Source organism: Microcoleus sp. D3_18a_C4, from assembly GCF_036702415.1.
In the GTDB taxonomy this organism is placed as follows: domain Bacteria; phylum Cyanobacteriota; class Cyanobacteriia; order Cyanobacteriales; family Microcoleaceae; genus Microcoleus.
In genome coordinates this window covers 14,443-37,765 of the sequence record NZ_JAUBTI010000067.1, presented here as the reverse complement: position 1 = coordinate 37,765, position 23,323 = coordinate 14,443, and the positions used below count along the sequence as shown (strand labels likewise).

The window sequence follows — 23,323 nt, the reverse complement described above, 5'->3', positions numbered from 1 at the left end:
CCCGCCCGTCCTTTTTGGACGGGCGGGACGCCCATCCCACTTTCAAGAGTGGAAGTTATTTAATTCTCATTCCTTAGCAGATGGGATTTAGTCACCGATGCGTTGTTTTTGCCTTAACTGCAATTAGGCTGCATTAATCTATCAGCTTTTTTATTATTCCGCATCTACGGATCATCTACTAATCGATGTAAATGTACTATATCCCAACCTATAATCTGCATTCAAAATTTTGAGGAGTGCCAAAAAATCTTCCTCGCGTCGTACCAACCTACAGTCTTTAGATAGAACTTAATCGAGCTAGATTCTACTACTATCGACAACGACTGATGCGCGAGGAAACTTCATGAAGGCAGAGATATCCATAGTCTGGAAAAAGATTCAGAGCATGATCGACGGCTTTCTGATCATGCTGCCTAATATTGTGCTGGCGTTAATTGTCTTTGCAATTTTTTACTTTGTGGGTAGGCAAATTAAGAGAGTTGTCAGGCGAGTTACCCGCCACCACCACCAAGCTCGAAATTTGGGGCTGGTGTTAGGACGGTTAGCCCAGAGTGCGATCGTTCTAGTTGGTCTATTTATTTCTCTTTCGATTGTAATTCCCACCTTGAAAGCTGGCGATTTGGTGCAACTGCTGGGAATTAGCGGGGTGGCGATTGGTTTTGCCTTTCGCGATATCTTGCAAAACTTCTTAGCCGGTATCCTAATTCTGTTGACGGAACCGTTCCGAATCGATGACCAGATTGTGTTTAAAAACTTTGAGGGAACGGTAGAAAATATTGAGACGCGCGCTACAACAATCCAAACCTATGATGGTCGCCGGATTGTCATTCCTAATGCCGAATTGTTTACGAATACGGTGACAGTGAATACTGCTTTCGATAAACGCCGCATGGAATACGATATTAGTATTGGTTACGGCGACGATATTGACCACGCCAAGCAGTTAATCCTGGAAGCAATCTACAGCATAAAGGAGGTTTTGAAAGCTCCTGCACCCGATGTACTGGCGATGGATCTAGCAGAAAGTACGGTCAAGATCCGCGTTCGGTGGTGGATTGCTCCGCCGCGCCGAATTGACGATCTGCGATCGCGCGACAAGGTAATTTCTGCTATTAAAAAAAAGCTATATGTGGAAAACGGCTTCGATTTCCCTTATCCCACGCGGAACATCTTGTTTCACGACCAAACCGAAGAGACCGATGGCGATCGCTCCCAGCAGCGCGAAGGATGGCCCGCAGGTAAAAGTAAAGTTCCCAAACCTCGTCGTATGGGCCGCTCTTTGCGAAAATTTACCCAAGGGCGATCGCAACAAGACGGCAACGGAAAATCTTAACCGCATCACAAGTCATGAAGAATGTCAAGTTCAGCAAACTTTGGGAGTCGCTACACTGCGATCGTGCAACCGGAATTGATATCACTCGCCGAGCGATCGAAGGAGTAACAAACCAGGATTGATATGATGCCTAATTTTCAAGCAAAAACCACAGTCCGATTGCCGTAAACTAAAACACGATTTTGTAAATGATATCGCACCGCCCTTGCTAAAACAACCCTTTCTAAATCTTTACCTTTGCGAATCAAATCAGAGACTTCATCGCGGTGACTGACGCGCACAACATCTTGTTCGATAATCGGGCCAGCATCTAAATCGGGTGTAACATAGTGGGCTGTTGCACCGATAATTTTCACCCCTCTTTCATAAGCCCTTTCGTAGGGATTTGCACCCACAAACGCGGGTAAAAATGAATGGTGAATATTAATCACATTGGGAAATTTTCTGATAAAGTCTTGACTCAAGATTTGCATATATTTAGCCAAAACTACTAAATCAATTTTATATTTTTTAAGAATTTCTAACTGTTGTGCTTCTTGAATAGCTTTATTGTCTTTAGTAATGGGAATATACTCAAAGTCGATCCCGTATTGTGCGGCAATGGGCTTTAAATTTTCATGGTTGCTGATTATCAGGGGAATTTCACCTCTGATTTCTTGAGATTTTTGTCGCCAAATCAAGTCTAATAAACAATGATCTTGACGGCTTACCCAGATTGCGATGCGTCGAATTTTATGAGAGAAATGCAGTTGCCAATTGGCTTGTAAATCCTTGGCAATTTCACTAAAAGCAGGTGTTATTTGTTCGGTGGTTAAGTCAAAATCATCTAATTGCCATTCTAGCCGGCTCAGAAATAATCCGGCGGTAAAATCTGTATGGTGATCTGCGTGGATAATATTGCCGTTGTGGGAGGCGATAAAGTTAGCAAGTAAGGCGACAAGCCCTTTGCGATCGGGACAGGAAATTAACAGGGTTGCAGTAGGGCTAGTCATAAGATAATGACAAAAGTTTCTGGCTGAGTTTATTGATAAAAAAGTGAGTTCACAGGAGTTTATTGATACTGAGATGTTGCACCATTCTCAATTAGCCTTTTATGAACAGGCTCTCCGGCCTGTTCCACAAGAAAATTTATATTTTGTGGAACAGGCCGGAGAGCCTGTTTCGATGGGCTTACGGGCGGGTTCTTCGGCCCTACCCCTACTCCCCACAAAAGATTTTAACTAAGAGTGGAACAGGCATCTTGCCCGTTTCTTATATTGGTGCAAGATGTGAATTTAAACTGATATCTTACAACAATATCAATCGAGGACTTTCGCGCGGGGTGGGGGCGGCTTTTTTAGTCTTTTGGTATCCTTGAAAGCTATTGAGTAAGCAGCCCCTTGTATGTTAAAAGAGGTAGATTGCGATTTACTGTTGGGTGGGGGCGGGTTTATTCAGATTGTGGGTACTTGTTAGATATTGTTGGTGAACCCGCCCCTACAGGTTGTTGACCGCCGGTGCAATATCTTAGTTTAAATGAATCACAGAGGACACAAAGAACACAACTGACAACTGACAACTGACAACTGCCAACTAACTTCTTAAAATCCCATCGCCCCAGCTACTGCATCCAAAGTCGGAGCAATGCCGCTTTTAAATTGATTGTTGCTGTGATTAATTGCGGTATCCGGGTCTTTCAAACCGTTACCAGTTAGCACGCAAACTACCGTCGCCCCAGTCGGAACTTGGTCTTTTACCTTCAGCAAACCGGCCACAGAAGCTGCACTCGCCGGTTCGCAGAAAATTCCTTCCTGCGATGCTAACAAACGGTAAGCGTCGAGAATTTCGGCGTCGGTGACTGCTGCAAAACTGCCGCGGCTGGCTTCGGAAGCTGCGATCGCCTGTTTCCAGCTAGCAGGGTTGCCGATCCGAATCGCCGTCGCCAGGGTTTCTGGGTGCGATACCGGTGAGCCCGTTACCAACGGCGCAGCCCCGGCGGCTTGAAATCCCATCATCTGCGGCAAGCGCGAACATTTTTTGGCTTGGTGGTATTGACAAAAACCCATCCAGTATGCTGTGATGTTTCCCGCATTTCCCACGGGAATGCACAGCCAGTCGGGGGCATCGCCTAAAGCGTCAACGACTTCAAAAGCGCCGGTTTTCTGGCCTTCCAAACGGTAAGGATTCACGGAGTTGACCAATGTCACGGGGTAGTTAACGGCCATTTCGCGGACAATTTCTAAGGCTCGATCGAAGTTTCCCCCAATCGAAATGACTTCCGCACCGTAAAGCAAAGCTTGCGCCAGCTTGCCCAAAGCCACGTAACCTTCGGGAATCAACACGAAAGCTCGCATTCCCCCGCGTCGGGCGTAGGCGGCCGCCGAGGCCGAAGTATTGCCGGTACTGGCGCAAATTACAGCTTCGGCACCAGCTTCCTTCGCCTTGGAAATCGCCATTGTCATCCCCCGGTCTTTGAAACTACCAGTGGGGTTGAGGCCGTCGTATTTCACCAAGACGCGCACGTCTCTACCGATGAGAGAGGCGATCGCAGGTGCTGGAATCAGGGGAGTATTGCCTTCTTGGAGCGTCACTACCGGCGTGGTTTCCGTCACCGGCAGGTAGGGGCGATAAGCTTCGATCAAGCCGGGCCAGCCGTAGCGTTTCGGCTCGGCGGCGCGGGCAGCGGAGTTAGCAGCAGAGTCTGTAGCAGGTAGAATCAGGGTCACGATGTCAATGGTTTTAGGCAATGGCTAAGGAATTTACACTAATTTTAGCTCGATCGGTTAATTTGATGTTTAATACGATCGGTTCAGGTTAAAGTAACTTAATGGTGTGAATGTGTAGATATGTCTACTCAATTACTAATGTCAAATAATTCATCCACTCTTTCCCGGCCTCAAGTCGCCGCGAGCAACCCCGAAATGGCTAGTTCTTCTACCCTATCGACCAGTTTTGCCCGCAAAGTAGATTTGGTGAAGTGCCCCTACCAAGCCGACCAGCAAGTTAAGTTCCTGCACTTGCAAGCAGAAATCGAATCCTTGCTGCTGGAAGTGCAAAGCCTCAAACAGCAACGCTCGATCGCTGGCTTGCCGGCTCAGGGCCCGATTTCTGGCAGCAAGAGCAATTAGCAGACAACAGCCGCTAATGCCAACTGTGCTACCCCTGTGTTATCGGGAAATTGGGTTTAAAACCCCGTCCTTCCAGGACGGCTTTAATTTCTTAAACCCATTCCCAAAAATCAGGGAATTGCTGGTTTTTGTAGTGTAGTATGTATACTATAAAAGTCAAGGTTAAACTCGCAACGCCCTCGTGAAACAGGGACTCAGACACACTTTTAGGCGTAAACCGGGGGACAAAGAGCGGCGAAAACTCTCAAAACAGCTAGGGCCTTAATACAGCCTCATAACCAGAAAAAAAAACAATTCACTTTTTTTAGATAGGGTAGGGCATACCCGAATTCTAGGTCAATATCCTAGTACGCTTTTGGAGATAGGCCCTCTGGGGTGACTGCGAATCGGGCTCGTTAATTGGTAGGATTTCTACGGTTAAAAGGTTTGAGTATTGCCGCAAGGACGTAGCACTTAAAGGTTAGTCGCTGAATTAAGAATCCCCACACCTTTAGGTTGGGGAGTGTCAAAAAAACAAAGGTTTTGCTACCCGCAGTATTTTTTGCCAAAAGTGCTAGAAATTCCTAACTGCGGATAGCGCTCGCTAGCATTTGCTAAAACGCGCTTGCCTACTGCTCAACTCGTCTGCCACAAGCTGGCAACGAGCTGACATTTTATGGCGCTAATTTGTTAAGCCATCCTCATGGCATACGGAGAATCGAAATCTATTTATGACAGCATCGATCGAAAAACCACTAAATTTGACATCCGCAAGTGACACCTCCAACCTGCGCCTCAAAGATATTCTCAAAACCCTGCCGCGGGAAGTATTCGTCAAAAACCCCCGCAAAGCTTGGACAAAAGTAATCGTCAACGTTTTGCTAGTAGCGGTCGGTTACTGGGGCATAGCAGTATCTCCTTGGTTTCTACTACCCCTGATGTGGATTTTCACAGGTACCGGATTAACCGGTTTTTTTGTGATCGGCCACGACTGCGGTCATCGGTCATTTGCTAACCGCCGCTGGGTAAACGATTTAGTCGGACATATTGCATTTCTGCCGTTAATTTATCCGTTTCACGCATGGCGGCACGGGCACAACTATCACCACAAGCACACCAACAAACTTGGCGAAGATAATGCTTGGCAGCCGATGACAGCAGAAGACTACGCTGCCGCGCCCAAGGCTTTACAAATAGCTTATAGTTTAATATTCGGTCGGATGTGGTGGATTGGCTCGATCGCCCACTGGGCAAAAGTGCACTTTATGTGGTGGCGCTTCAAAGGCCAACAGAAACAAGAACAAGTGCGGTTTTCAGTTTTGGTCGTTTTAATCGGTGCTGCGATCGGATTCCCGATTTTAATTGCAACCACAGGCATTTGGGGATTTGTCAAATTTTGGTTGATGCCCTGGCTGGTTTACCATTTCTGGATGAGCACTTTTACGATCGTTCACCACACAGCACCAGATATTTCCTTTAAAGAACCCGAAGAATGGAACGAAGCCCAAGCGCAACTATCGGGAACAGTTCACTGCGATTATCCCCGCTGGGTAGAGTTTCTGTGCCACGACATTAACGTGCACGTTCCCCACCACCTTTCAACTGCTATTCCCTGGTACAATTTGCGCCTCGCCCACAGCAGCTTAAAGGAAAATTGGCAAGATCATCTCTACGAAACAGAATTTTCTTGGTCTTTAATGAAGCGGATTGCCGACAACTGTCACTTGTACAATCCCGCTGGCGGCTATCAGACATTGCAAGAATTTAACGCTCAAACCAAGTAAGTTTGAAACGCGATTAATCCCCTAAAAACCCGGTTTGTAAAACACAACCGGGTTTTTCGATATTACAATCCCTAGCCTTTGTAAGGGGAGGAATGCGTACCCTACTGTCCAATACGGTTCAGTTAAGCTCGATCCCCCCTTAGCTTGCCCCCTACTCCCCCTTAAAAAGGGGGGGACAAGAACTTACTCAAAGTCCCCCTTCTTAAGGGGGATTTAGGGGGATCTCCGAGGAATAAATATTTTTAACTGAACCGTATTGCCCTACTGCCACTATCACAATCCGTACCATTATTAAATCAGTCATTCCCAATCTACAATCTAAAATCTAAAATCTAAAATCGAATGACTTTCAATCCCAATAACTGTCGCAACGAAAGCGAAGTAGAAAGCAAACTCATTGTCAGCTATCTGCTACCAAAACTAGGCTATACCCCCGACACTTGGCACCAAGAAATAGCATTTGGGAATATTCGTCTAGACTTCCTCTCATTTGCCACCCAAGTTATCCCCATAGTTGTCGAGACAGACTCGCCGATGAGTGTAGTCATGGAGGCTAAACATCCGAAGGAAAATTTAGACCGCCACCTGCGAAAACTCCATCGCTATTTAACAAGTTTGAGCATCCGCTACGGACTCATAACTAACGGTAAAGAAATTAGAATTTACGAAAAAATTGCCGATGATATTCAGCTAGTTTTTAAGTGTGCTGGACAGGACATTGAAAATAGAATTGATGAAATTATCGCTTTAATTGGCAGAAATACTTTAAAACCTATAAAAACTCCTGATAATCTAGAACGGGAAGATAATAAAATTAATTTGGTTAGTCCTGAGTTAATTAGCGAAGTCCCAGTACAGCCCCACAATCCCGCCACCGCAAAAGCTGAGCCAAGTCAAATCTCTGAACCGGAACAAATACCTGAAAAGAATCCAGTTAAGCCTCAAGTTAAATCCGATGTAACCGTTCCCCCAAAAACTCAAAATACAATGAAAATCATTGCAGTTTACCACAATAAAGGCGGCGTTGGCAAAACTACAACAGTAGTCAATTTAGCGGCAGCGCTGAGCAAGAAAGGTAAGAGAGTCTTGGTAATCGACTTAGATAGTCAAGCGAATACAACCTTTGCGACTGGTTTAGTAAAATTTGAGGATGAAGAACAAGACGATTTGAAAGATAATAATATTCTTCAAGTTTTGCAATCAGAAGAATTTTTTTCCATCGCACAAGTAGCTCGCAAGTCTAATTTTTGCCATCCCGAAATAGATGTGGTTCCTTCCCATATTGATTTAATGCAATATGAAACGGAACTCAATCAACTAGATTACAGCCGCATGATTTTAATTCAGAAACTAGCAGAAGTACAGGAAAAATATGATATTGTACTGATTGATACGCCGCCATCTTTGAATTTTTATGCTAGAGTTGCTCTAATTGCGGCGGATTATTTAATTATTCCTTCTGACTTAAAACCTTTTGCCAATCAAGGACTGATTAATGTCAAGGATTTTATTAAAAAAGTCAACGGATTCAAAAAACAAATTGGCAAGAAACCACTAGAAGTTTTAGGCGTACTCTCTTGCAAAATCTCAACTAATAGTAAATTTGTACAGTACAGTTTGCCCAAGCGGAGGGAGGCAATTCCCAAACGCTACGGCTTTGAAATCATGGACAGCGTAATTTACGAGAGAGACGATTTAGCAAAGTGTGCAGAACAATTTCAAATCGTGGGAAATATGGAAATCGCCGATCCCATTTCAGTGCTAGACTTTAAGCCGGATTCCATCGCATCCCAAGAATTTGAAATGCTAGCAATGGAAGTTTTGGAAAAAATAGGTAAAAACTAATGAAAAAATTATCTCCGTCACTGGTTGCAGTGAAAAAAATTACATCCGCAGTGCCCCGTTCCAATTTTGCAGAGCCGGATTTGGAGAAACTGGCGCAACTGATTTTAGAATTAGGAGGATTAATCAACCCCATAATTGTCCGTCGCAACGGTATGGATGCCTACGAGATAGTAGACGGAGACTTTGAATACTACGCTGCTGCGAAAGCCAGGGAAATTCACCCTCAAAAAGGCGAGACAATCGGAGCATTTATTCTTGAACCCGAAAATGAAGAATTGCTTTTGGAACAAGTTCAAGCGCTGAGGAAATCAGCCAAAAATGAGAATTTAGTTGATAACCCAGAAACCGGGTTTTTGTACGAAAATACTTCGTCGCCGCCCGCAGATTCAATAACTAACGTGGTTTCTTCGGTAGAAGTCCCTAATTTAGGGGAAAATGAAACTCCCGAAGATTCATCTAGTTTAGAACAGCGACTAACAAATATTCAAGCCTTGTTTGCAAGTCAAATTAATGAATTAAAAGCCGAGTACGCCCGTGAACAAAAAGTTTTAGCCCAGAGTATACAAGAACTTGAAAACCGAATCTTACAACAAGTACCTCTGTTAGTTGAAGCTGGGTTAGAAAACAGAATTAATGAGTTGAAATCAGAGTCGCCACCCGAAAAACAAGTGGTGGTAGAGAGGATACCAGAATTTGAAAACGTAGCTTCCGAATCAATGTCGCTGTTGGAAGCACTCAATACTTTAGAGAAAAATCAACTGTCGGCTAATTTGAAAGATGCTGGCTTGAAGCTTCCAGTAATCCAAATAATACTCAAAGAGCGAGATGCGCGGCCGTTTGTCTCATTTGCAAATGTGGTGGAACGTGTTAAAGGGTTAACCGACAAAACAATGGTTAAAATAATTGACAAGTGGCAAAAATACTCATAACTCGCAACTCCTGCGGCTACTCGCAACTTTGACTCAGTGAGTCTCTACTCCAAAATAAGTAAAGATGAGTAAAGCAGTGGATCATTGGTGTCCCGCAGGCAGTTAAACTCATCACAGTCGCTTTTTTTAGGAATTGCAGTAACTTTTGCCGTAGCACGGGCGAGGGCGGGACGCCATCGCGAGGGATGTCACCCCACGGGAAGCCGCGTAGATATACAGAAATACCTACACACCAGATTTTAATGACAAAAGGGGACTTGTAACAAGATGGATCGATCGTCCGATCAAAACCGAATAGTTGAATATTTGCGGATTAAGCCAATTAGTCACAGTCAGATTTACACTTCCCAAATTGCAGTACCAGAGTTTCATCGGGGCGAAATTCCTCGCGAACGCCGCGAAGCTCTCAGGAGAAGTTTGATCGAGCAAGGCAGCAACTTGATTCCTTTAATTGTACGCCCCACTGAAGCTTACAGCAACGAAGAAGAATATGAAGTAGTCTGCGGCTCAGATTGGTGTATTGTGGCTAAAGAACTCGGCATCGAGCAAATGTGGGCGTGGGTATTTGAAATGACCGACGAGGAGGTAGCTGTTGCTCAAGCAGAAATGGAACATTTAGCTCCGCAACCGACTCAGAAAACTGCACAAATTGAGACTCTCCTGCAACAATTTGAGCTATCATTTCAAAAAAAGGTAGATAGTCTAACAAAACAAATAGAACAATCTGTTAAAAAAAATGAAGACCTGCTAAAAAAGCACGTAAAAGCTCTAACTGAGCAGAACTTTGAGCGTAATCAAATAGAACAGATTAAGCATTTGCTTGAACAAGTGGAAAAAGCATTTCATGAAAAGGTAGATAAAATGGCTAAAAAAATTGAACAATCGACCAGCAACCGTCCGCAAACATCGGCGGTTATTTCTGAGGTAAATCTTGAAGGTGCTTTGAGACAGTTGGATGAACTGGAAAAACTGCTGTCAACAAAATTAGAACGCACAGTCCAAAAAATTAATGAGTTTGTTTCCGAGGCTATTGAAAACGTAGAAAATGACCTGAAAAATCAAATTGAAACGCTCCGCCGCCAACTGGGAGCCGCAGCGACTCACTCAGAAATACAGCCAGAAGCACAACCGAAAACCCCGTCAAAAACACAGCCTAAGAAGCAGGCTAATAAGCAGTCGAAAGCACAGCAAAAACCTCAGTTACCGCAGTTGCAGTTAGAGTTGCCGTTTCCGTCCCCGTTCCCAGAGGAAGACTACGAAAGTCTTTCGCTGAGACGGTTGAAGGCGATCGGCAAAGACAGGAAAGTGCGGGGCTACGCGCGCATGAAACGACCGGAAATTCTGGTTGCTCTCAGACAAACTGACGGTCAATAAAACGACTATTGCTAATAGTTAAAGACTAATTGTTCGGTGTTCGATCGCGTGTTTCGGCAAAAAGCGCGATCGGGCTTTCAGAATAGTCCTGGGCAGAGATATGGAAACCTTGCTAAAATAGACACACAACCTCTTACTCCTCACCAAGCAGCCATGTCCGCAACCGCAGAATTAGCTACTACCCAAGAAATACTAGAACAAGAGATACCAGAAAATGTTATCTTTCCTTCAGGCGATTTATACAGTGACGAACCTCCCGTGGAAACAGAACTGCATCTCCGACAAATAATCCTACTCTTCAACTGTCTAGAATGGCTGTGGCGAGATAGAAACAATTTCTATGCTGCTGGAAACCTCACCATTTATTACAGTCCCAAGCAACTCAAATCGAAGGACTTCCGAGGCCCAGACTTTTTTGTGGTACTCGGAACAGAACGAAAAACTCGGAAAAGCTGGGTAGTTTGGGAAGAAGAGGGAAAGTACCCCAATATTATCGTTGAAATCCTGTCTCCCAAAACAGCGGATATAGATAAAAACTTTAAAAAACAACTGTATCAAGATACTTTTCGCACTCATGACTACTTTTGGTTTGACCCAGAAACTTTAGAATTAGCTGGGTTTCATTTAGTTGACGGGGAATATGAAGCAATCGCACCGAACGAATTCGGGCATCTGCGGAGTCAACAACTCGATTTGAGTCTCGGAATTTGTGGCGGAAAATTGCGTTTCTTTACAGCAGAAGGAGAGCTTGTCCCTACTCCTCAAGAGGTTGCAGAAAGGGAGACTCAACGAGCCGGACAAGAAGCTCAACGAGCCGGACAAGAAGCTCAACGAGCCGATCGCCTGGCCGCGAAACTGCGAGAATTAAACATTGATCCCGATACAATTTAGCGATCGTCCTTTCATTCAATTTTCCTGTATTGTAAGCTGGTTTAGGCGATCGCATATCCCGTATGTTGCCGAACATGATACGGATGAAACCCTAAAACAATCTTGTCTTTAGGCACTCCTAATTCTACAAGTTCTGCGGTAATTCCCGTTTCTATACCATCTTGTTGAATCCAGATTTTGCCGTCGATAATTTCCACATGAACGATACAATCGTGAATTCTTTTAGGCCCTTGCCAGCCATCGTGCATTAGTAAAAAATTGTTTTGTTCGCCGTCAACAATAACGCTGCTTTTAATTTCTCCGTGTCCGTAAGAAATCTGGGCATAACTCTCTAAGATTTTCTGAATAAATAGGCGATATTCATCTAGTCTATCCATCTGACAATTATCTCCTTTGATGAATCAAAAACAATTAATTTTAGTCTTTTTTTTTGCAACAAAAGTTGCCCCAGTGGCTCAGAGAAAATATCTAGATAAACTTCTTCCCGAACAGCAACATAGATATTACGTTCTGGTTCCGAAAGCTCTAGGATATCTTCGTAGACAATATACTGTCCCAGAGCTTCTTCTAAGTCATGAACGGGTGAAGCACTCAAAAAACTTTTTACTTCTACAGCAATTTTGCGACCTTGCTTTTCGGCAGCCAGTATTTTTTCTGCACCCAAATCGATGAAGAGTGAACGATCGCCAATTTCTAAGGTTAACCGATCGTTTGTTATCGTCCAGCCGTCTTTTTCTAGAGCTGTTCTGACAGTATTGTGGTAGATGTCTTTTGCTGGCATATTCTAAGATGAACCATCAAATGTCAGCCTAATTATAGAATAACACAAGACTTTTGAAAACGGATAACTCATCAATTCAAACTACTTATTGCCGCGTGTATCGGTGCTTCACCCCAATCGGAAAATACTCCGCATCGCCCGTCTCCGTTAATGTCACCACAGGTAACTGATATTCTGGCGGCACATAATTAGCAAATTCGCTGTTTAGCCGCCGCAATTGCGCGAGAATTGAAGATGCGATCGCCTGCTGCATCTCCTCGTCGCCCTCCACCCCCGCTGCTAATTCCACAACCACCGATAAATACCGATTTTGATCCGAATCCTCCCTGACTTGCAGTACAAATTTTCCCGTCACCCATTCCCGAATGGTGGGAACTTCTAAACCTACGGTGACATTTTCTGGGTAAATGTTAGCACCGAAGTAAGAAACGGTAAAGTGCGTTAGCGAAGCCCTCGAAGAGGATCGCCCGAATACATACACAAATGGCAAGCAGCGAATTCCTCTGGGGAAATCAGAAACTTTCATACCTGCTGCTTGCTGCAAACTTGCCACAGGGTTAAATCCCCATTCAGCCAAAAAATTGAGCATTGCTTCGTAAGAAATTAAACCGCCATTATCCGAGATGTGATAGCGTATTAGCGGGATGCCGTTGTCGCCAGAAAATAATAGCGTGCCGTCATTATTCACTTCAAAAAAGCGACTTTTGGGATCGTACTGCATCAGCGTTGGCAACCGCGATTCCCCGAATAAATTGCGTGCTGCTTCGGGATTCTTTGCTAAAAAGCGACGGATACAAATGCTCAGCGGTGTCTCGTTGCCCAAAACGCCCGCATCCGCAGTACCGTAAAGGCTCGCAGAGTTGTAATATAGATTGTCAGAATTAGTGCGATCGCTCACCAAACTCCGCCATTCTTCGCTAAACACTTCCCCCGCAAACACCATCTTAATTCGATATTTTTGCCACTCCACACCCCCAGCAATTCCGCTATCAATCACATCCTTGATAAATGGCGGATATCCCAACAAAACTACTTGCTCAAAATGCTCGCCAAGTTCCTGCACAACTCGAAATATTTCAGTCTTATTATTCCCTGGCGTCACAACTGTAACTGGATAACCTTTACTCGCTAGATAGCGGCAGCAATTTGCCGTGTACATTCCGCCTACCCAAGTTCCCAACGCAAAGCAAATGACAGCTAAAGTTGAGCGCTTATCGGCGTAAAAACTGTCGTGAAATATTTGTTCAAAACGAGTGGCAATTTGCAACTCGTCGCTGATAAAACGCGGCCAAAATGTCGGGTTTCCTGTCGAACCCGATGAAACAGCAATGAAATCGCAAGTTTCTAATTTGCCGTGGTAGCACAACTGAGGTAGCGGGTGACAGCGTAAATAATTCTCTTTGGTAATTAGCGGCAATTTTTGGAAGTCTTCAAAGGTTTGAATTGAGGCGGGATTGATGTTATGTTCAGCTAGGAAATTCTGGTAAGCTGGTACTGTGGCCGCGACTTTTTGAAAAAGCGCCATCGCCCCGGATTCGGCAACTCGATTCTGTTGGTGTTGCAATCGTTCCTCAAGCGGCGCCCTCAAAAACTCTTCAAACGCCCCCATTGCTCGCTGACGCTGTTCTGGCTGCATGATTTGCTCCTTAAAATGGGTATTTGGCACCTCGATCGCTCAAAATTCAATTAGTAGCGCTAACACCCGATCGCACATTGGGCTGGACACTAAAAATTTGAACACACTTTGAGGTCGATCGAAAATATGGCGCAGTAGATAAACTTCTATAGCAGGAAACCGCTGTTTTCACAATAACCACAGGGGATAGCCAAGCTGCCGATCGACTAATCAACACTGACAGAGTTTGACCGCGCCGCAAGCCCACCCCTTCAGGGGTCGGGATGCGTCTGCATTTGTCTTGCATATGAAGCTGTCGTTAAGTCGTTAATATCTACAATATACGATAAAATAACTTCAGGAGGTGAGCGAATTGATTTTGAGTTACAAGTATAAGTTGCGCCCCAATAATCAACAGCTTAAAAAACTATCGGGATGGCTCGATATGTTACGAGCTAATTACAACTGGTGTTGGCGCGACCGTGTTGATGGCTGGCATCAGCAATTTATTTGCGGTAGCTATTCCGATTTGAAAACACAAGCTGAAATCACACCTTTGACTTGCAGTTTAGTTAAGGGGACGCAATTAGCTAACCCCTGGAAAGGTGGTGGTGGCAAAGCCAATAAAAAAGGGGAGAAAGATCGATCTCCTAAACGCACGGTAGTTTTGATGCAAGATGCAAACCTGCAAGAATTAAAAGATGCTAGACCCTGGTATCAAGAGATTGATATTGGGGTTTTACAGTTAATAACAGTTCGAGTTAACGAATCTTTTAATAAGTTTTTCAAGGGTGCTGGGTTTCCCAAATTTAAACGTCGTCACGATTTTAAATCCTTTAGTTACAAACCAGGAAGGATTAAAATCAAGGGTAATAAAATCTATTTGCCTAAAATCGGATGGATGCGTTTTTATAATTCGCGTTCTCTTCCAGATGGATTTGAAATCAAGACGGTTACAGTTAGACAGAAAGCTGATGGTTGGTACGTTTCAGTTAGAATTGAAAACAAGACAGTACCAGATTTTCCAATAATCCCAGACAGTGAAATTAAAACCATTACTGGCTGTGATATGGGATTAGGAAAATTGGTTTACTTGTCTGATGGAAGTAGTATTGACAACCCGCGTTTTGCTACTAATAAAAAAACTAAGCGTTTAATGAAAATTAGACAAAGGCGGGTTAGTCGCAAGCAAAAGGGAAGCAAGAATCGCAGTAAAGCTCAACTCAGGGTGAGTAAATTACATAACAGGATTCAACAGCGACGAGAATCTTATCAATGGGATGTGGCTAATCGAATTGTTAAAAAAGCTGATGCTGTTACGGTTGAAGATTTACCAGTCAAAAACATGATGAAACGGTGCAAACCAGTTAAGTCTGAGGCTGGTAGATTTTTATCTAATGGTCAATCAGCTAAACGAGGATTGAATCGTTCTATTGCTGATGCAAGTTGGTATAGTTTAACTCAAAAACTTGAATATTTGGCTGCGAAGCTAGGCAAGAAATTGTATAAAATTAACCCCAAATATACCAGTCAAACTTGTAGTAAATGTAGACAAGTTGATAAAAATAGTCGCAATGGTGAAAAGTTTATTTGCACTAATTGCGGACATATTGATGATGCTAATTTACAAGCTGCTAAGAATGTGAAAACTAAGGCAATAGAAACCTACGGGTTAAATATTGTCAAGAAAAAGGTACGGCGGGACTCGCCGAAACCAGTACAAACGACACTTTTTAATGTCGGAATGTACGAACGCTCGTCAGATAATACGCTGCCCCAAAAAGGCAAACGGCGTGTGGGCGAGAACCCAGAGTACAAGCAATTGTCTCTCTGGGATATTTAGGGCGAAATTCCTAAAGAATCTCATCCCCTTCAGGGGTGGGAGTGTCAAACACTATGGCAAGATTAATTCAGCGATCGCCCAAAACTCCCAGTCTCAGTCAAGCGTGAAAATCAGACGCAGCAAGTTCCAATGAACAATCCCATCTACCCCGGCATAACTCTCAACAACCACTACCGCATCGTCCGCGAATTGGGACACGGAGGCTTCGGGCGCACCTACCTCGCTGAAGATGCCCACCGATTTAACGAACCCTGCGTTTTAAAAGAATTTGCGCCCCAAGTACATGGAAGTTACGCTTTACAAAAATCCGAGGAACTGTTCGAGCGGGAAGCGGGAGTGCTCTACAAGCTGCAACACAATCAAATCCCGCGCTTTCGCGAACTCTTCCGCGTCAGTATCAGCGATCGAGGCTACCTATTTCTCGTCCAAGACTACGTGCCCGGTCAAACCTACCGCTTTCTGCTCGACGCCCGCAAGCGTCAGGGTTTGCGGTTCATAGAAGCAGAAATCAATCAATTGCTGCTGCAGATTTTGCCCCTGCTCGAATACATTCACTCTTTGGGAGTGATTCACCGCGACATCTCCCCGGACAACCTGATTCTGCGGAGTTCTGACGGAATGCCCGTGCTCATCGACTTTGGGGGAGTAAAACAAGTCGCCGCCACCGTAGAGTCTCTTTTCGCTGAGGCTAACGGCACTCTCGCCCCCGCGACTCGCATCGGCAAGCTCGGCTATGCTCCCCTCGAACAGATGCAGATGGGCATTGTCTCTCCCCACAGCGATTTGTACGCTCTGGCGGCCACGGTTTTGGTGTTGCTGACGGGGAAGGAACCCCATCAGTTGCTCGACAGCCAGACGCTGAATTGGAATTGGCGGGCGGAATGTTCTCTGTCTCCGAATTTGTCCCTGGTGCTGGATAAAATGCTTGCTCAGCAGCCGAGCCAGCGTTACTCCTCGGCTCGCGAGGTAATGCTCGCTCTCTCCGGCAATCCGCCTTTACAGCCACCTTTGCCGCCAGCCCCGGATTTTGGGATCACGCAGCCGCCGGATTTCTCGCCTATACCCGTACCCGCCCCCACGCCAAAACTGCCGGGAACTCCGGTGCGAGTTGCTGCTATTGGCCATCAGCAAAAGATGCCTGCTTGGAAAATGGTTTTGTTCGTGGTGGCGGTGCTCTCAAGTATGGGGGGAGTTGGCTGGTTTGCGGGCAATTCTTTGTTAAATCTGCAATCAAAAGTGCAGAAAGTTCCCCAGCCTTCAAGCCCGAAACAGGAGCAAGAAGATGCTTTGCAAGATCGCTTTGTAAAGCTCAAAATTGACGATCGATTCTATAACGGTTACGTCAACCTTGTGGACGAGACTTTCTATGCCAAATACCCGGAATTGGGGGGACGATTGTTAAAAGAAGGCGATGACGATCGCCAATGGCGCGAAAGGTGGCAGAAAATCGGCGACGAGTTGCTCGACAAGCTGGAAAATCTCAGCAGCGACGCTAGAGCACGGTTGGGTACTTACGACACTACTGATATCGATCGCTGGAAAACTGAGGTTAACAAGCTGAATTTGAGCAGTCGGGCTCTCTACGATTTGGCTGATGCTAGGTTTTTTTATTGGTTTCCACAACAGCCGCGCGATCGCAATATCATCGGTTTGCCGATCGGACAAATTTGGCAAGCAATTACCGCCGACCAACTCGAAGCCTTACAAGCTGGAGCAACTGTCGAAAGCGTTGAATTCGATCGCCTCTCGAACAGCAAACGCCTCACAGGCAATCTCAAACCCGGAGAAGGGAAAGCTTACATTGCCAGGTTCGCTCTCAATCAAACTTTGCGGGTGAATTTGCAAGCACCGCGCAAATCTACTCTACTGTCAATTTATACTCCGGGGCGGACAAAGGGCGCGCGAGCTTTGCTGGAAGATGCAGAGGGGCTTAGTTGGTCTGGATTGCTGGATGATACTGGTTTTTATGAATTCGTGGTAGTTTCTCAAGCATCTGAGCCGATCGCTTACCAGTTGAATCTGACGGCCGAATAACTGCTATTGACAATCAAGCATCCAGGATACAAGCCCCCGGATTCATCCGTCCAGAAATAAAAAACCTGTAACCGATAAAGGAACCCCCGAATTTCTCCGTGGGCTCAAGGCTTCAATCTAAAATCTAAAATCTAAAATCTAAAATCGATTGACGCTCTCTATCCACCCGCGTCATAATAAGGTAATACCGATCAGGTAAGTTTTCCTGTTCAAACAAAGAATATGCTGAGATTCGCGATCGTAGCTTTAGTGACTTTTGGATTAGTATTAGTGACTGCACTAGGTTTACATCCGGCCAATGCGACAGTCAGCACTCCCGAATTTTATGCTTGGAACTTTGCCTCTGTAGGCAGTAGCGAGCTAGTTTGTAAAAAGACCGTGGTAGTTCCGCAAGACCGGATAATTCCGTCCTCATCCATGCACGCTGTCAGTATCAATTCTGCAATTGTAGATGAAAAGTTTTGCGCGAATTCCACTAAGCCTGTGAATTAAGGCAGCGCATAATAGGATTTCGGGTTAGAGAACCATAATTAAGTTCTCCGTTAGTCGATTTTAGAGGTTAGATTTACTGCACAAATGAATCTGGGAGATTGAACCTTAATCTAAAATTTTTATCTCTCCACGACTGTTGTCTGAAAGCAAGTATCTTTTTTTGGATGAATCAGGAGGCTGCATCCTGATTCATCCCTGGAGAGAAAACTCTAGTTTTCAGTACAAACACGGACTCATTATAAACAATTAACCGGACATCATATAAGTGATAGCCTGAGTAATTTCCGCCATCGGCGCATTGAAACTCTTGGCTATTTTTTTTATGAGAAATATTGGGTATTTTGTAATAAAAGTTTATCAAACGAGTCGGACTCAGCAGTTTTCTGCTCTTGAAAGAGATCGAAATCTTCCCAATTTGGGCAGTTCTTTGAGTGTGACCAAAAATTTGGGTTTCAAGCCTCGCCCATAAGCGGGCGACTTTTTTATGTTAGACTATTGCCGTAGGGTTTTTCCACGTCAAATGATAGTTCTGGAATTTAAAGTTAAAGGAAAAACAACCCAATACACTGCTATAGATGAGGCGATTAGAACCGCTCAGTTTGTCCGCAACAAGTGCATCCGTTACTGGATGGACAATCACGGCGTGGGACAGAAAGAGCTTTATCGCTACAACACAGCGTTGCGGGCTGAATTTCCGTTTGTCAAGACTTTAAATTCCCATGCTTGTCAAGCTTCGGTTGAACGTGCTTATACTTCAATCGCTCGGTTCTACGACAATTGCAAGCGCCAGGTTTCCGGTCAGAAAGGCTATCCAAAATTTAATAAAAACTGTCGCTCAGTTGAGTATAAGACTTCAGGGTGGTCACTTTCCCCGACGCGCAAGCAAATCACTTTTACCGACAAAAAAGGTATCGGCAGACTCAAGCTGAAAGGGACGTGGGACTTAAACTTCTACCAAGTCGAGCAAATTAAGCGGGTACGTTTGGTTAAACGTGCTGACGGTTACTATGTCCAATTTGTAATCAGGATTGAATGCCAAGTTGAAACAACTTCGAGTGGGCGAACAATCGGTTTAGATGTTGGACTTAAAGAGTTTTATACCGACAGCAACGGACATAGTGAACCGAACCCCAGATTCTATAAGAAAGGTGAGAAGCGACTGAAGTCTCGACAACGCCGCGTTTCTCGCAAAAAGAAAGGCTCTACCAACCGAAAGAAAGCCATTAATCGACTAGGGCGAGTACACCTCAAAATAAGTAGGCAGCGTCAAGAACACGCTAAGAGAATAGCGCGTTGCGTAATCCAATCTAACGATTTGGTCGCCTATGAAGACTTGAGGGTTAAAAACCTAGTGAAGAATCATTGTCTCGCTAAGTCAATTAATGATGCGGGTTGGTATCAATTCAGGAAATGGTTGGAATATTTTGGAATTAAGTTCGGCAAAGTAACGGTGGCGGTTAATCCAGCTTATACTTCGCAAAAGTGTTCCAACTGCGGGACTACTGTAAAAAAATCTCTATCTACTAGGACGCATAGTTGCAAGTGCGGACTTGAGCTAGATAGGGATTGGAATGCAGCTCTGAATATCCTGAATTTAGCCTTGGGTACTACAGGTCATGTAGGAACCTGGATTTTAAATCCGAACGCTTCGGGAGATTCGACCTCTACTCAGGCTGGAGCAATCTTGTCTGGGCAAGTTGGGTCGGTGAACGAAGAATCCTCACGCCTTTAGGCGCAGGAGTGTCAATTAAGAACCCAGGGGAAATATTCAGCCATTTAACTAATGGTTTATTGGCTAATTAGCTGAATTATTAATTTGCTAGTTTGATTATGCTAGAGTTAGTCAGGTTCAGATATATAGTGGCATCTGTTATCTAAGTATCATGCTCAAAATTTTGGTGATTGAAGACGACGAATTAATCCGGGAAACTCTTCTGCAACTCCTGGAATCTCACAGCTACCGGGTCATTGCGGCCGAAAACGGTCGAGCTGGGGTGCAGATGGCACTTTCGGAGATACCGGATTTAATTTTGTGCGACGTGCAGATGCCGGAACTAGACGGTTATGACGTGTTGCGGACTCTGCGGCAAAACTCGCTAGCTGCAACAATTCCATTTATTTTCCTCACGGCTCAAAGTGACAAAACCGATTTTCGTCGGGGGATGGAATTGGGGGCAGACGATTACCTGACAAAGCCGTTTACCAAGGCTGAATTGCTGGGAGCCATTGCTTCTCGCGTCTTGAAACGGCAAACTATTACTCAACCGCTGACAGTCGCGCTTCACCAAGCAGAAGCCAGACTCAAAGATTTAGTTAACGACTCCACCAAGGTTACAACCCTATCTCCTGAAAAGTTTGCTCTCGAAGCTTTGCTGCGCCACGCTTTGGAACAAGGTGAGTTTCAGGTATACTATCAGCCGCAAGTGAATATTGCTACGGGCAAAGTTATCGGCGCGGAAGCTTTAGTGCGCTGGCAAAATCCCGATCGAGGTATAATTTCTCCCTGCGAATTTATTCCCTTAGCAGAAGAAACAGGTTTAATTATTCAGATTGGCGAGTGGGTACTGCTTTCAGCTTGCGCTCAAGCCGCTAGTTGGCTGGCGGCGGGGTTTTCGCCCTTTACAATATCAGTAAACTTGTCGGCCCGGCAGTTGTCCGACCCGGAACTCAAGGCGCGAATCGTGCAAATATTGGAAACTACAGGTTTAGAGCCTGCGAATTTAGAATTAGAAATGACCGAAAGCGCTTTGGTGGAAAATGCGACAGTAGCAGGCGCTACTTTAAACGAACTAAAAGCTCTAGGAATTCGGATTGCTATTGACGACTTCGGCACCGGTTACGCTACTTTAGGATATCTCAAGCAATTTGCTTTTGACAGCTTAAAGATCGATCGAATTTTCGTCCGTAATGCCAACGAAGATACTCAAAATGCTGCTATTACTACAGCAGTAATTTTACTTGGTCACAGTTTGAATATGACTGTAATTGCTGAGGGAGTGGAAACAGAAGCAGAACTAGAATTTTTGAAACAACATCAGTGCGATATCATACAGGGGTATCTGTTCAGTCGCCCCGAACCAGCAGCGATAATTGAAAGTATGTTGGTTGCCGACCCGAGTTTGTTCGCGCCACCCCCAGCAGCACCTAGTCGCGTTGTCCCTTTTGTACCTGTGTCCGAACCCGAAAAATCTAAAAACCTTTCAATGTCGCGTCTAGGAATAGTATAAGTGTCACTAAGATTTCTGTTTAATAGGATAAAATTCTTTCTTTTACCTTCTATTTTCTGCATAAAAGTGGACGCTTCCTCATAAAAATTTGTAGCTTTTGATGATAGGCGAGTCAAAGAAAGTATTGTTCCCCATATTGCTCTACTGCTTCCCCTTTTATGCGCTAGGCCCCCCTAATCGGACGATTTGAGAAAGTGTGGCGTGTTGAAATTGCGAGCCTTTATCAAGTTGCAGGAGGTAAACTCAATTAAGTTCCTACTTTGGGACTGGCAGTTTCAAGAACTGTCCAACTGGAATTGGTGCAAGCCTGTCATGGAAAGAATATTAGTGGTTGACGACGAAGCAGACTGTCAAACAGTCTTAGCAATGTACTTGGAAAGTCAAGGATATCGGGTGGAATGCGCTAATTCAGGAGTTGAGGCGCTCTCGATTTTTGAAAATGCCCCCCCAGATTTGGTAATTTCAGATGTCATGATGCCGGAAATGGACGGGTTTGAGTTTTGTCGCCGTTTGCGAACTACCCGTTTGGGACAGTTAGTCCCCTTTATCGAAAAACTGGGTTAAAAACCCCGTCCTTCTAGGACGGCTTGAATTGTAACTTTTCATTGCACATATCTCCGTTTTGTGCCGACTGCGGTAGCATAAGACTGGAGGTAGAGCAATGCTAGTTTTTGAGTTTAAATCTTACGGAAAATCAAGCCAGTTCAAGGCAGTAGATGAAGCAATTCGTACCGCTCAGTTTGTCCGCAATAGCTGTTTGCGCTATTGGATGGACAATCCTAAAAAGAACAAATACGACTTGAATAAATACTGTGCTGTACTGGCAGCTACGTTTCCGTTTGCTGATGAACTCAACTCCCAGGCAAGGCAGTCGAGTGCTGAACGCGCTTGGGCAGCTATCTCTCGATTCTACGAAAACTGCAAGAAAAAGATTCCTGGTAAAAAAGGGTATCCGCAATTCCAGCGAGACTGCCGTTCGGTTGAGTACAAGTCAACTGGATGGAAGCTTGCAGATGACAGAAAATCGATAACTTTCACTGACAAAAAAGGAATTGGCAAACTTAAACTCAAAGGTACACGCGACCTGCATTTTTACCAAATTAGCCAAATTAAACGGGTTCGATTGGTTAAACGTGCTGATGGTGTGTACGTCCAGTTCTGTATTGATGTCAGCCGAAAGGAAAACACAGAGCCAACTGGTAGCACAATTGGATTAGATGTTGGACTGAAAGAATACTATACTGATTCAAATGGAGTCACGGTTGAAAACCCTAGATTCCTGAGAAAAGGCGAACGCATTCTCAAACGCAGTCATCGTCGAGTATCTAGGAAAGTTAAAGGTTCAAAAAACAGAGGCAAAGCTCGACAGATTCTCGGCAAGCGCCATCTCAAAATAAGCAGGCAACGTAAAGACCATGCCGTGAAGTTGGCAAGGTCCGTAATTCAGTCAAACGACTTGATAGCCTACGAAGATTTGAGAATTAAGAATATGGTGCAGAATCACTGTCTTGCTAAGTCTATTAACGACGCATCTTGGTATAAATTCCGTGTCTGGCTCGAATATTTTGGAAAAGTATTCGAGCGTGTAACAGTTGCGGTAAATCCGCAATATACCAGTCAAGAATGCTCTAGTTGCGGTGAAATTGTCAAAAAGACTCTATCTACAAGGACTCATGTTTGTAAGTGTGGATGTTTGCTAGATAGAGATTTCAACGCCGCGAGAAATATCCTAAGTCGGGGATTGGCTACGGTAGGGCATACCGGAACCTTTGCACTAGATGCAAACAACGCTTCGGGAGAATTGACCTCTACTTTGGTTGGAGAAATCCAATTAGAGCAAGTCAGCTCGTAGATCGAAGAATCCTCATGCCTTCAGGCCCAGGAGTGTCAATAGCCCCCGGACTGTGCAAGCTCATTTAGGCAGCATTTTCAGCAAATTACAGTTAGAAAATCGGGCCCAGCTTGTGAGATTTGCCCTAGAAAGAGGATACAAACCACCTCAAACTTAGCTCCGAGTTCAACCTAGGCTGCGCCAGCCAGGGGATTTTAGATTTTAGATTTTAGAGTTTAGATTTACTCCACAGATGAA

General features: G+C 44.7%; 20 protein-coding genes and 1 pseudogene. 16 read left to right on the top strand and 5 right to left on the bottom strand.

Annotated features, from left to right (window positions below; all coding sequences use genetic code 11):
• Positions 1-343 precede the first annotated feature (343 nt).
• Entirely contained in the window at positions 344-1,333 is a 990-nt protein-coding gene (locus QUB16_RS23450) for a mechanosensitive ion channel family protein (RefSeq protein WP_333319847.1), read from the top strand.
• 137 nt (positions 1,334-1,470) lie between these two features.
• On the opposite strand, the gene purU is transcribed toward QUB16_RS23450, so the two are convergent.
• Positions 1,471-2,325, bottom strand: coding sequence for a formyltetrahydrofolate deformylase (gene purU / locus QUB16_RS23445; protein ID WP_333319845.1), 855 nt, complete (start codon positions 2,323-2,325; stop codon positions 1,471-1,473).
• Positions 2,326-2,913: 588 nt separating this feature from the next.
• Positions 2,914-4,038 carry a threonine synthase gene (gene thrC, locus QUB16_RS23440; protein WP_333204358.1) on the bottom strand — a complete coding sequence of 375 codons (1,125 nt, stop codon included), beginning with the start codon at positions 4,036-4,038 and terminating at the stop codon, positions 2,914-2,916.
• 120 nt (positions 4,039-4,158) lie between these two features.
• Between thrC and QUB16_RS23435 the strand changes: the two genes are divergently transcribed.
• The 6 genes from QUB16_RS23435 (at position 4,159) to QUB16_RS23410 (ending at position 11,242) form a co-directional block, all read left to right on the top strand.
• Positions 4,159-4,440, top strand: a complete 282-nt coding sequence (locus QUB16_RS23435) for a hypothetical protein (RefSeq protein ID WP_333319843.1) — start codon at positions 4,159-4,161, stop codon at positions 4,438-4,440.
• Between the two features lie 710 nt (positions 4,441-5,150).
• Complete coding sequence (locus tag QUB16_RS23430; protein ID WP_333319842.1) at positions 5,151-6,203, top strand: fatty acid desaturase; 1,053 nt, start codon at positions 5,151-5,153, stop codon at positions 6,201-6,203.
• Between the two features lie 342 nt (positions 6,204-6,545).
• Entirely contained in the window at positions 6,546-8,048 is a 1,503-nt protein-coding gene (locus QUB16_RS23425; protein WP_333319840.1) for an AAA family ATPase, read from the top strand.
• Entirely contained in the window at positions 8,048-8,977 is a 930-nt protein-coding gene (locus QUB16_RS23420; protein ID WP_333319838.1) for a ParB N-terminal domain-containing protein, read from the top strand. The genes QUB16_RS23425 and QUB16_RS23420 overlap by 1 nt, the downstream gene beginning before the upstream one ends.
• Before the next feature lie 267 nt (positions 8,978-9,244).
• Entirely contained in the window at positions 9,245-10,351 is a 1,107-nt protein-coding gene (locus QUB16_RS23415; RefSeq protein ID WP_333319836.1) for a Rho termination factor (modular protein), read from the top strand.
• 153 nt (positions 10,352-10,504) lie between these two features.
• Positions 10,505-11,242, top strand: coding sequence for a Uma2 family endonuclease (locus QUB16_RS23410; protein ID WP_333319834.1), 738 nt, complete (start codon positions 10,505-10,507; stop codon positions 11,240-11,242).
• Between the two features lie 41 nt (positions 11,243-11,283).
• On the opposite strand, the gene QUB16_RS23405 is transcribed toward QUB16_RS23410, so the two are convergent.
• The 3 genes from QUB16_RS23405 to QUB16_RS23395 form a co-directional block, all read right to left on the bottom strand.
• Positions 11,284-11,619 carry a XisI protein gene (locus QUB16_RS23405; RefSeq protein WP_333319832.1) on the bottom strand — a complete coding sequence of 112 codons (336 nt, stop codon included), beginning with the start codon at positions 11,617-11,619 and terminating at the stop codon, positions 11,284-11,286.
• Positions 11,607-12,023, bottom strand: coding sequence for a XisH family protein (locus tag QUB16_RS23400; protein ID WP_333319830.1), 417 nt, complete (start codon positions 12,021-12,023; stop codon positions 11,607-11,609). The genes QUB16_RS23405 and QUB16_RS23400 overlap by 13 nt, the downstream gene beginning before the upstream one ends.
• 85 nt (positions 12,024-12,108) lie before the next feature.
• Positions 12,109-13,689, bottom strand: a complete 1,581-nt coding sequence (locus tag QUB16_RS23395) for a phenylacetate--CoA ligase family protein (protein ID WP_333319828.1) — start codon at positions 13,687-13,689, stop codon at positions 12,109-12,111.
• 313 nt (positions 13,690-14,002) lie between these two features.
• On the opposite strand from QUB16_RS23395, the pseudogene QUB16_RS23390 reads away from it, so the two are divergent.
• From QUB16_RS23390 to QUB16_RS23350, 9 genes and pseudogenes are all read left to right on the top strand, one after another.
• Positions 14,003-14,125: pseudogene (locus tag QUB16_RS23390) on the top strand (helix-turn-helix domain-containing protein); the annotation flags it as partial.
• A gap of 183 nt (positions 14,126-14,308) precedes the next feature.
• Entirely contained in the window at positions 14,309-15,481 is a 1,173-nt protein-coding gene (locus tag QUB16_RS23385; RefSeq protein ID WP_333319849.1) for a transposase, read from the top strand.
• A gap of 129 nt (positions 15,482-15,610) precedes the next feature.
• Complete coding sequence (locus QUB16_RS23380) at positions 15,611-17,515, top strand: serine/threonine-protein kinase (protein ID WP_333319826.1); 1,905 nt, start codon at positions 15,611-15,613, stop codon at positions 17,513-17,515.
• Between the two features lie 222 nt (positions 17,516-17,737).
• A complete protein-coding gene (locus QUB16_RS23375; protein ID WP_333319825.1) occupies positions 17,738-18,007 on the top strand; it encodes a hypothetical protein in 270 nt (89 codons plus the stop codon).
• A gap of 520 nt (positions 18,008-18,527) precedes the next feature.
• Complete coding sequence (locus QUB16_RS23370; protein ID WP_333319823.1) at positions 18,528-19,739, top strand: transposase; 1,212 nt, start codon at positions 18,528-18,530, stop codon at positions 19,737-19,739.
• A gap of 151 nt (positions 19,740-19,890) precedes the next feature.
• Positions 19,891-21,234: an EAL domain-containing response regulator gene (locus QUB16_RS23365; protein WP_333319821.1), complete on the top strand. Its 1,344-nt coding sequence runs from the start codon at positions 19,891-19,893 to the stop codon at positions 21,232-21,234.
• A 201-nt stretch (positions 21,235-21,435) separates the two neighbouring features.
• Complete coding sequence (locus QUB16_RS23360) at positions 21,436-21,798, top strand: response regulator (protein ID WP_333319819.1); 363 nt, start codon at positions 21,436-21,438, stop codon at positions 21,796-21,798.
• A 97-nt stretch (positions 21,799-21,895) separates the two neighbouring features.
• The gene (locus QUB16_RS23355; RefSeq protein ID WP_333319817.1) at positions 21,896-23,086 is read left to right on the top strand and encodes a transposase; all 1,191 of its coding nucleotides are present in this window, start codon (positions 21,896-21,898) and stop codon (positions 23,084-23,086) included.
• Positions 23,087-23,138: 52 nt separating this feature from the next.
• On the top strand, positions 23,139-23,243 hold the full coding sequence (locus tag QUB16_RS23350) for a hypothetical protein (protein ID WP_445251157.1): 105 nt from the start codon (positions 23,139-23,141) through the stop codon (positions 23,241-23,243).
• Positions 23,244-23,323 lie beyond the last annotated feature (80 nt).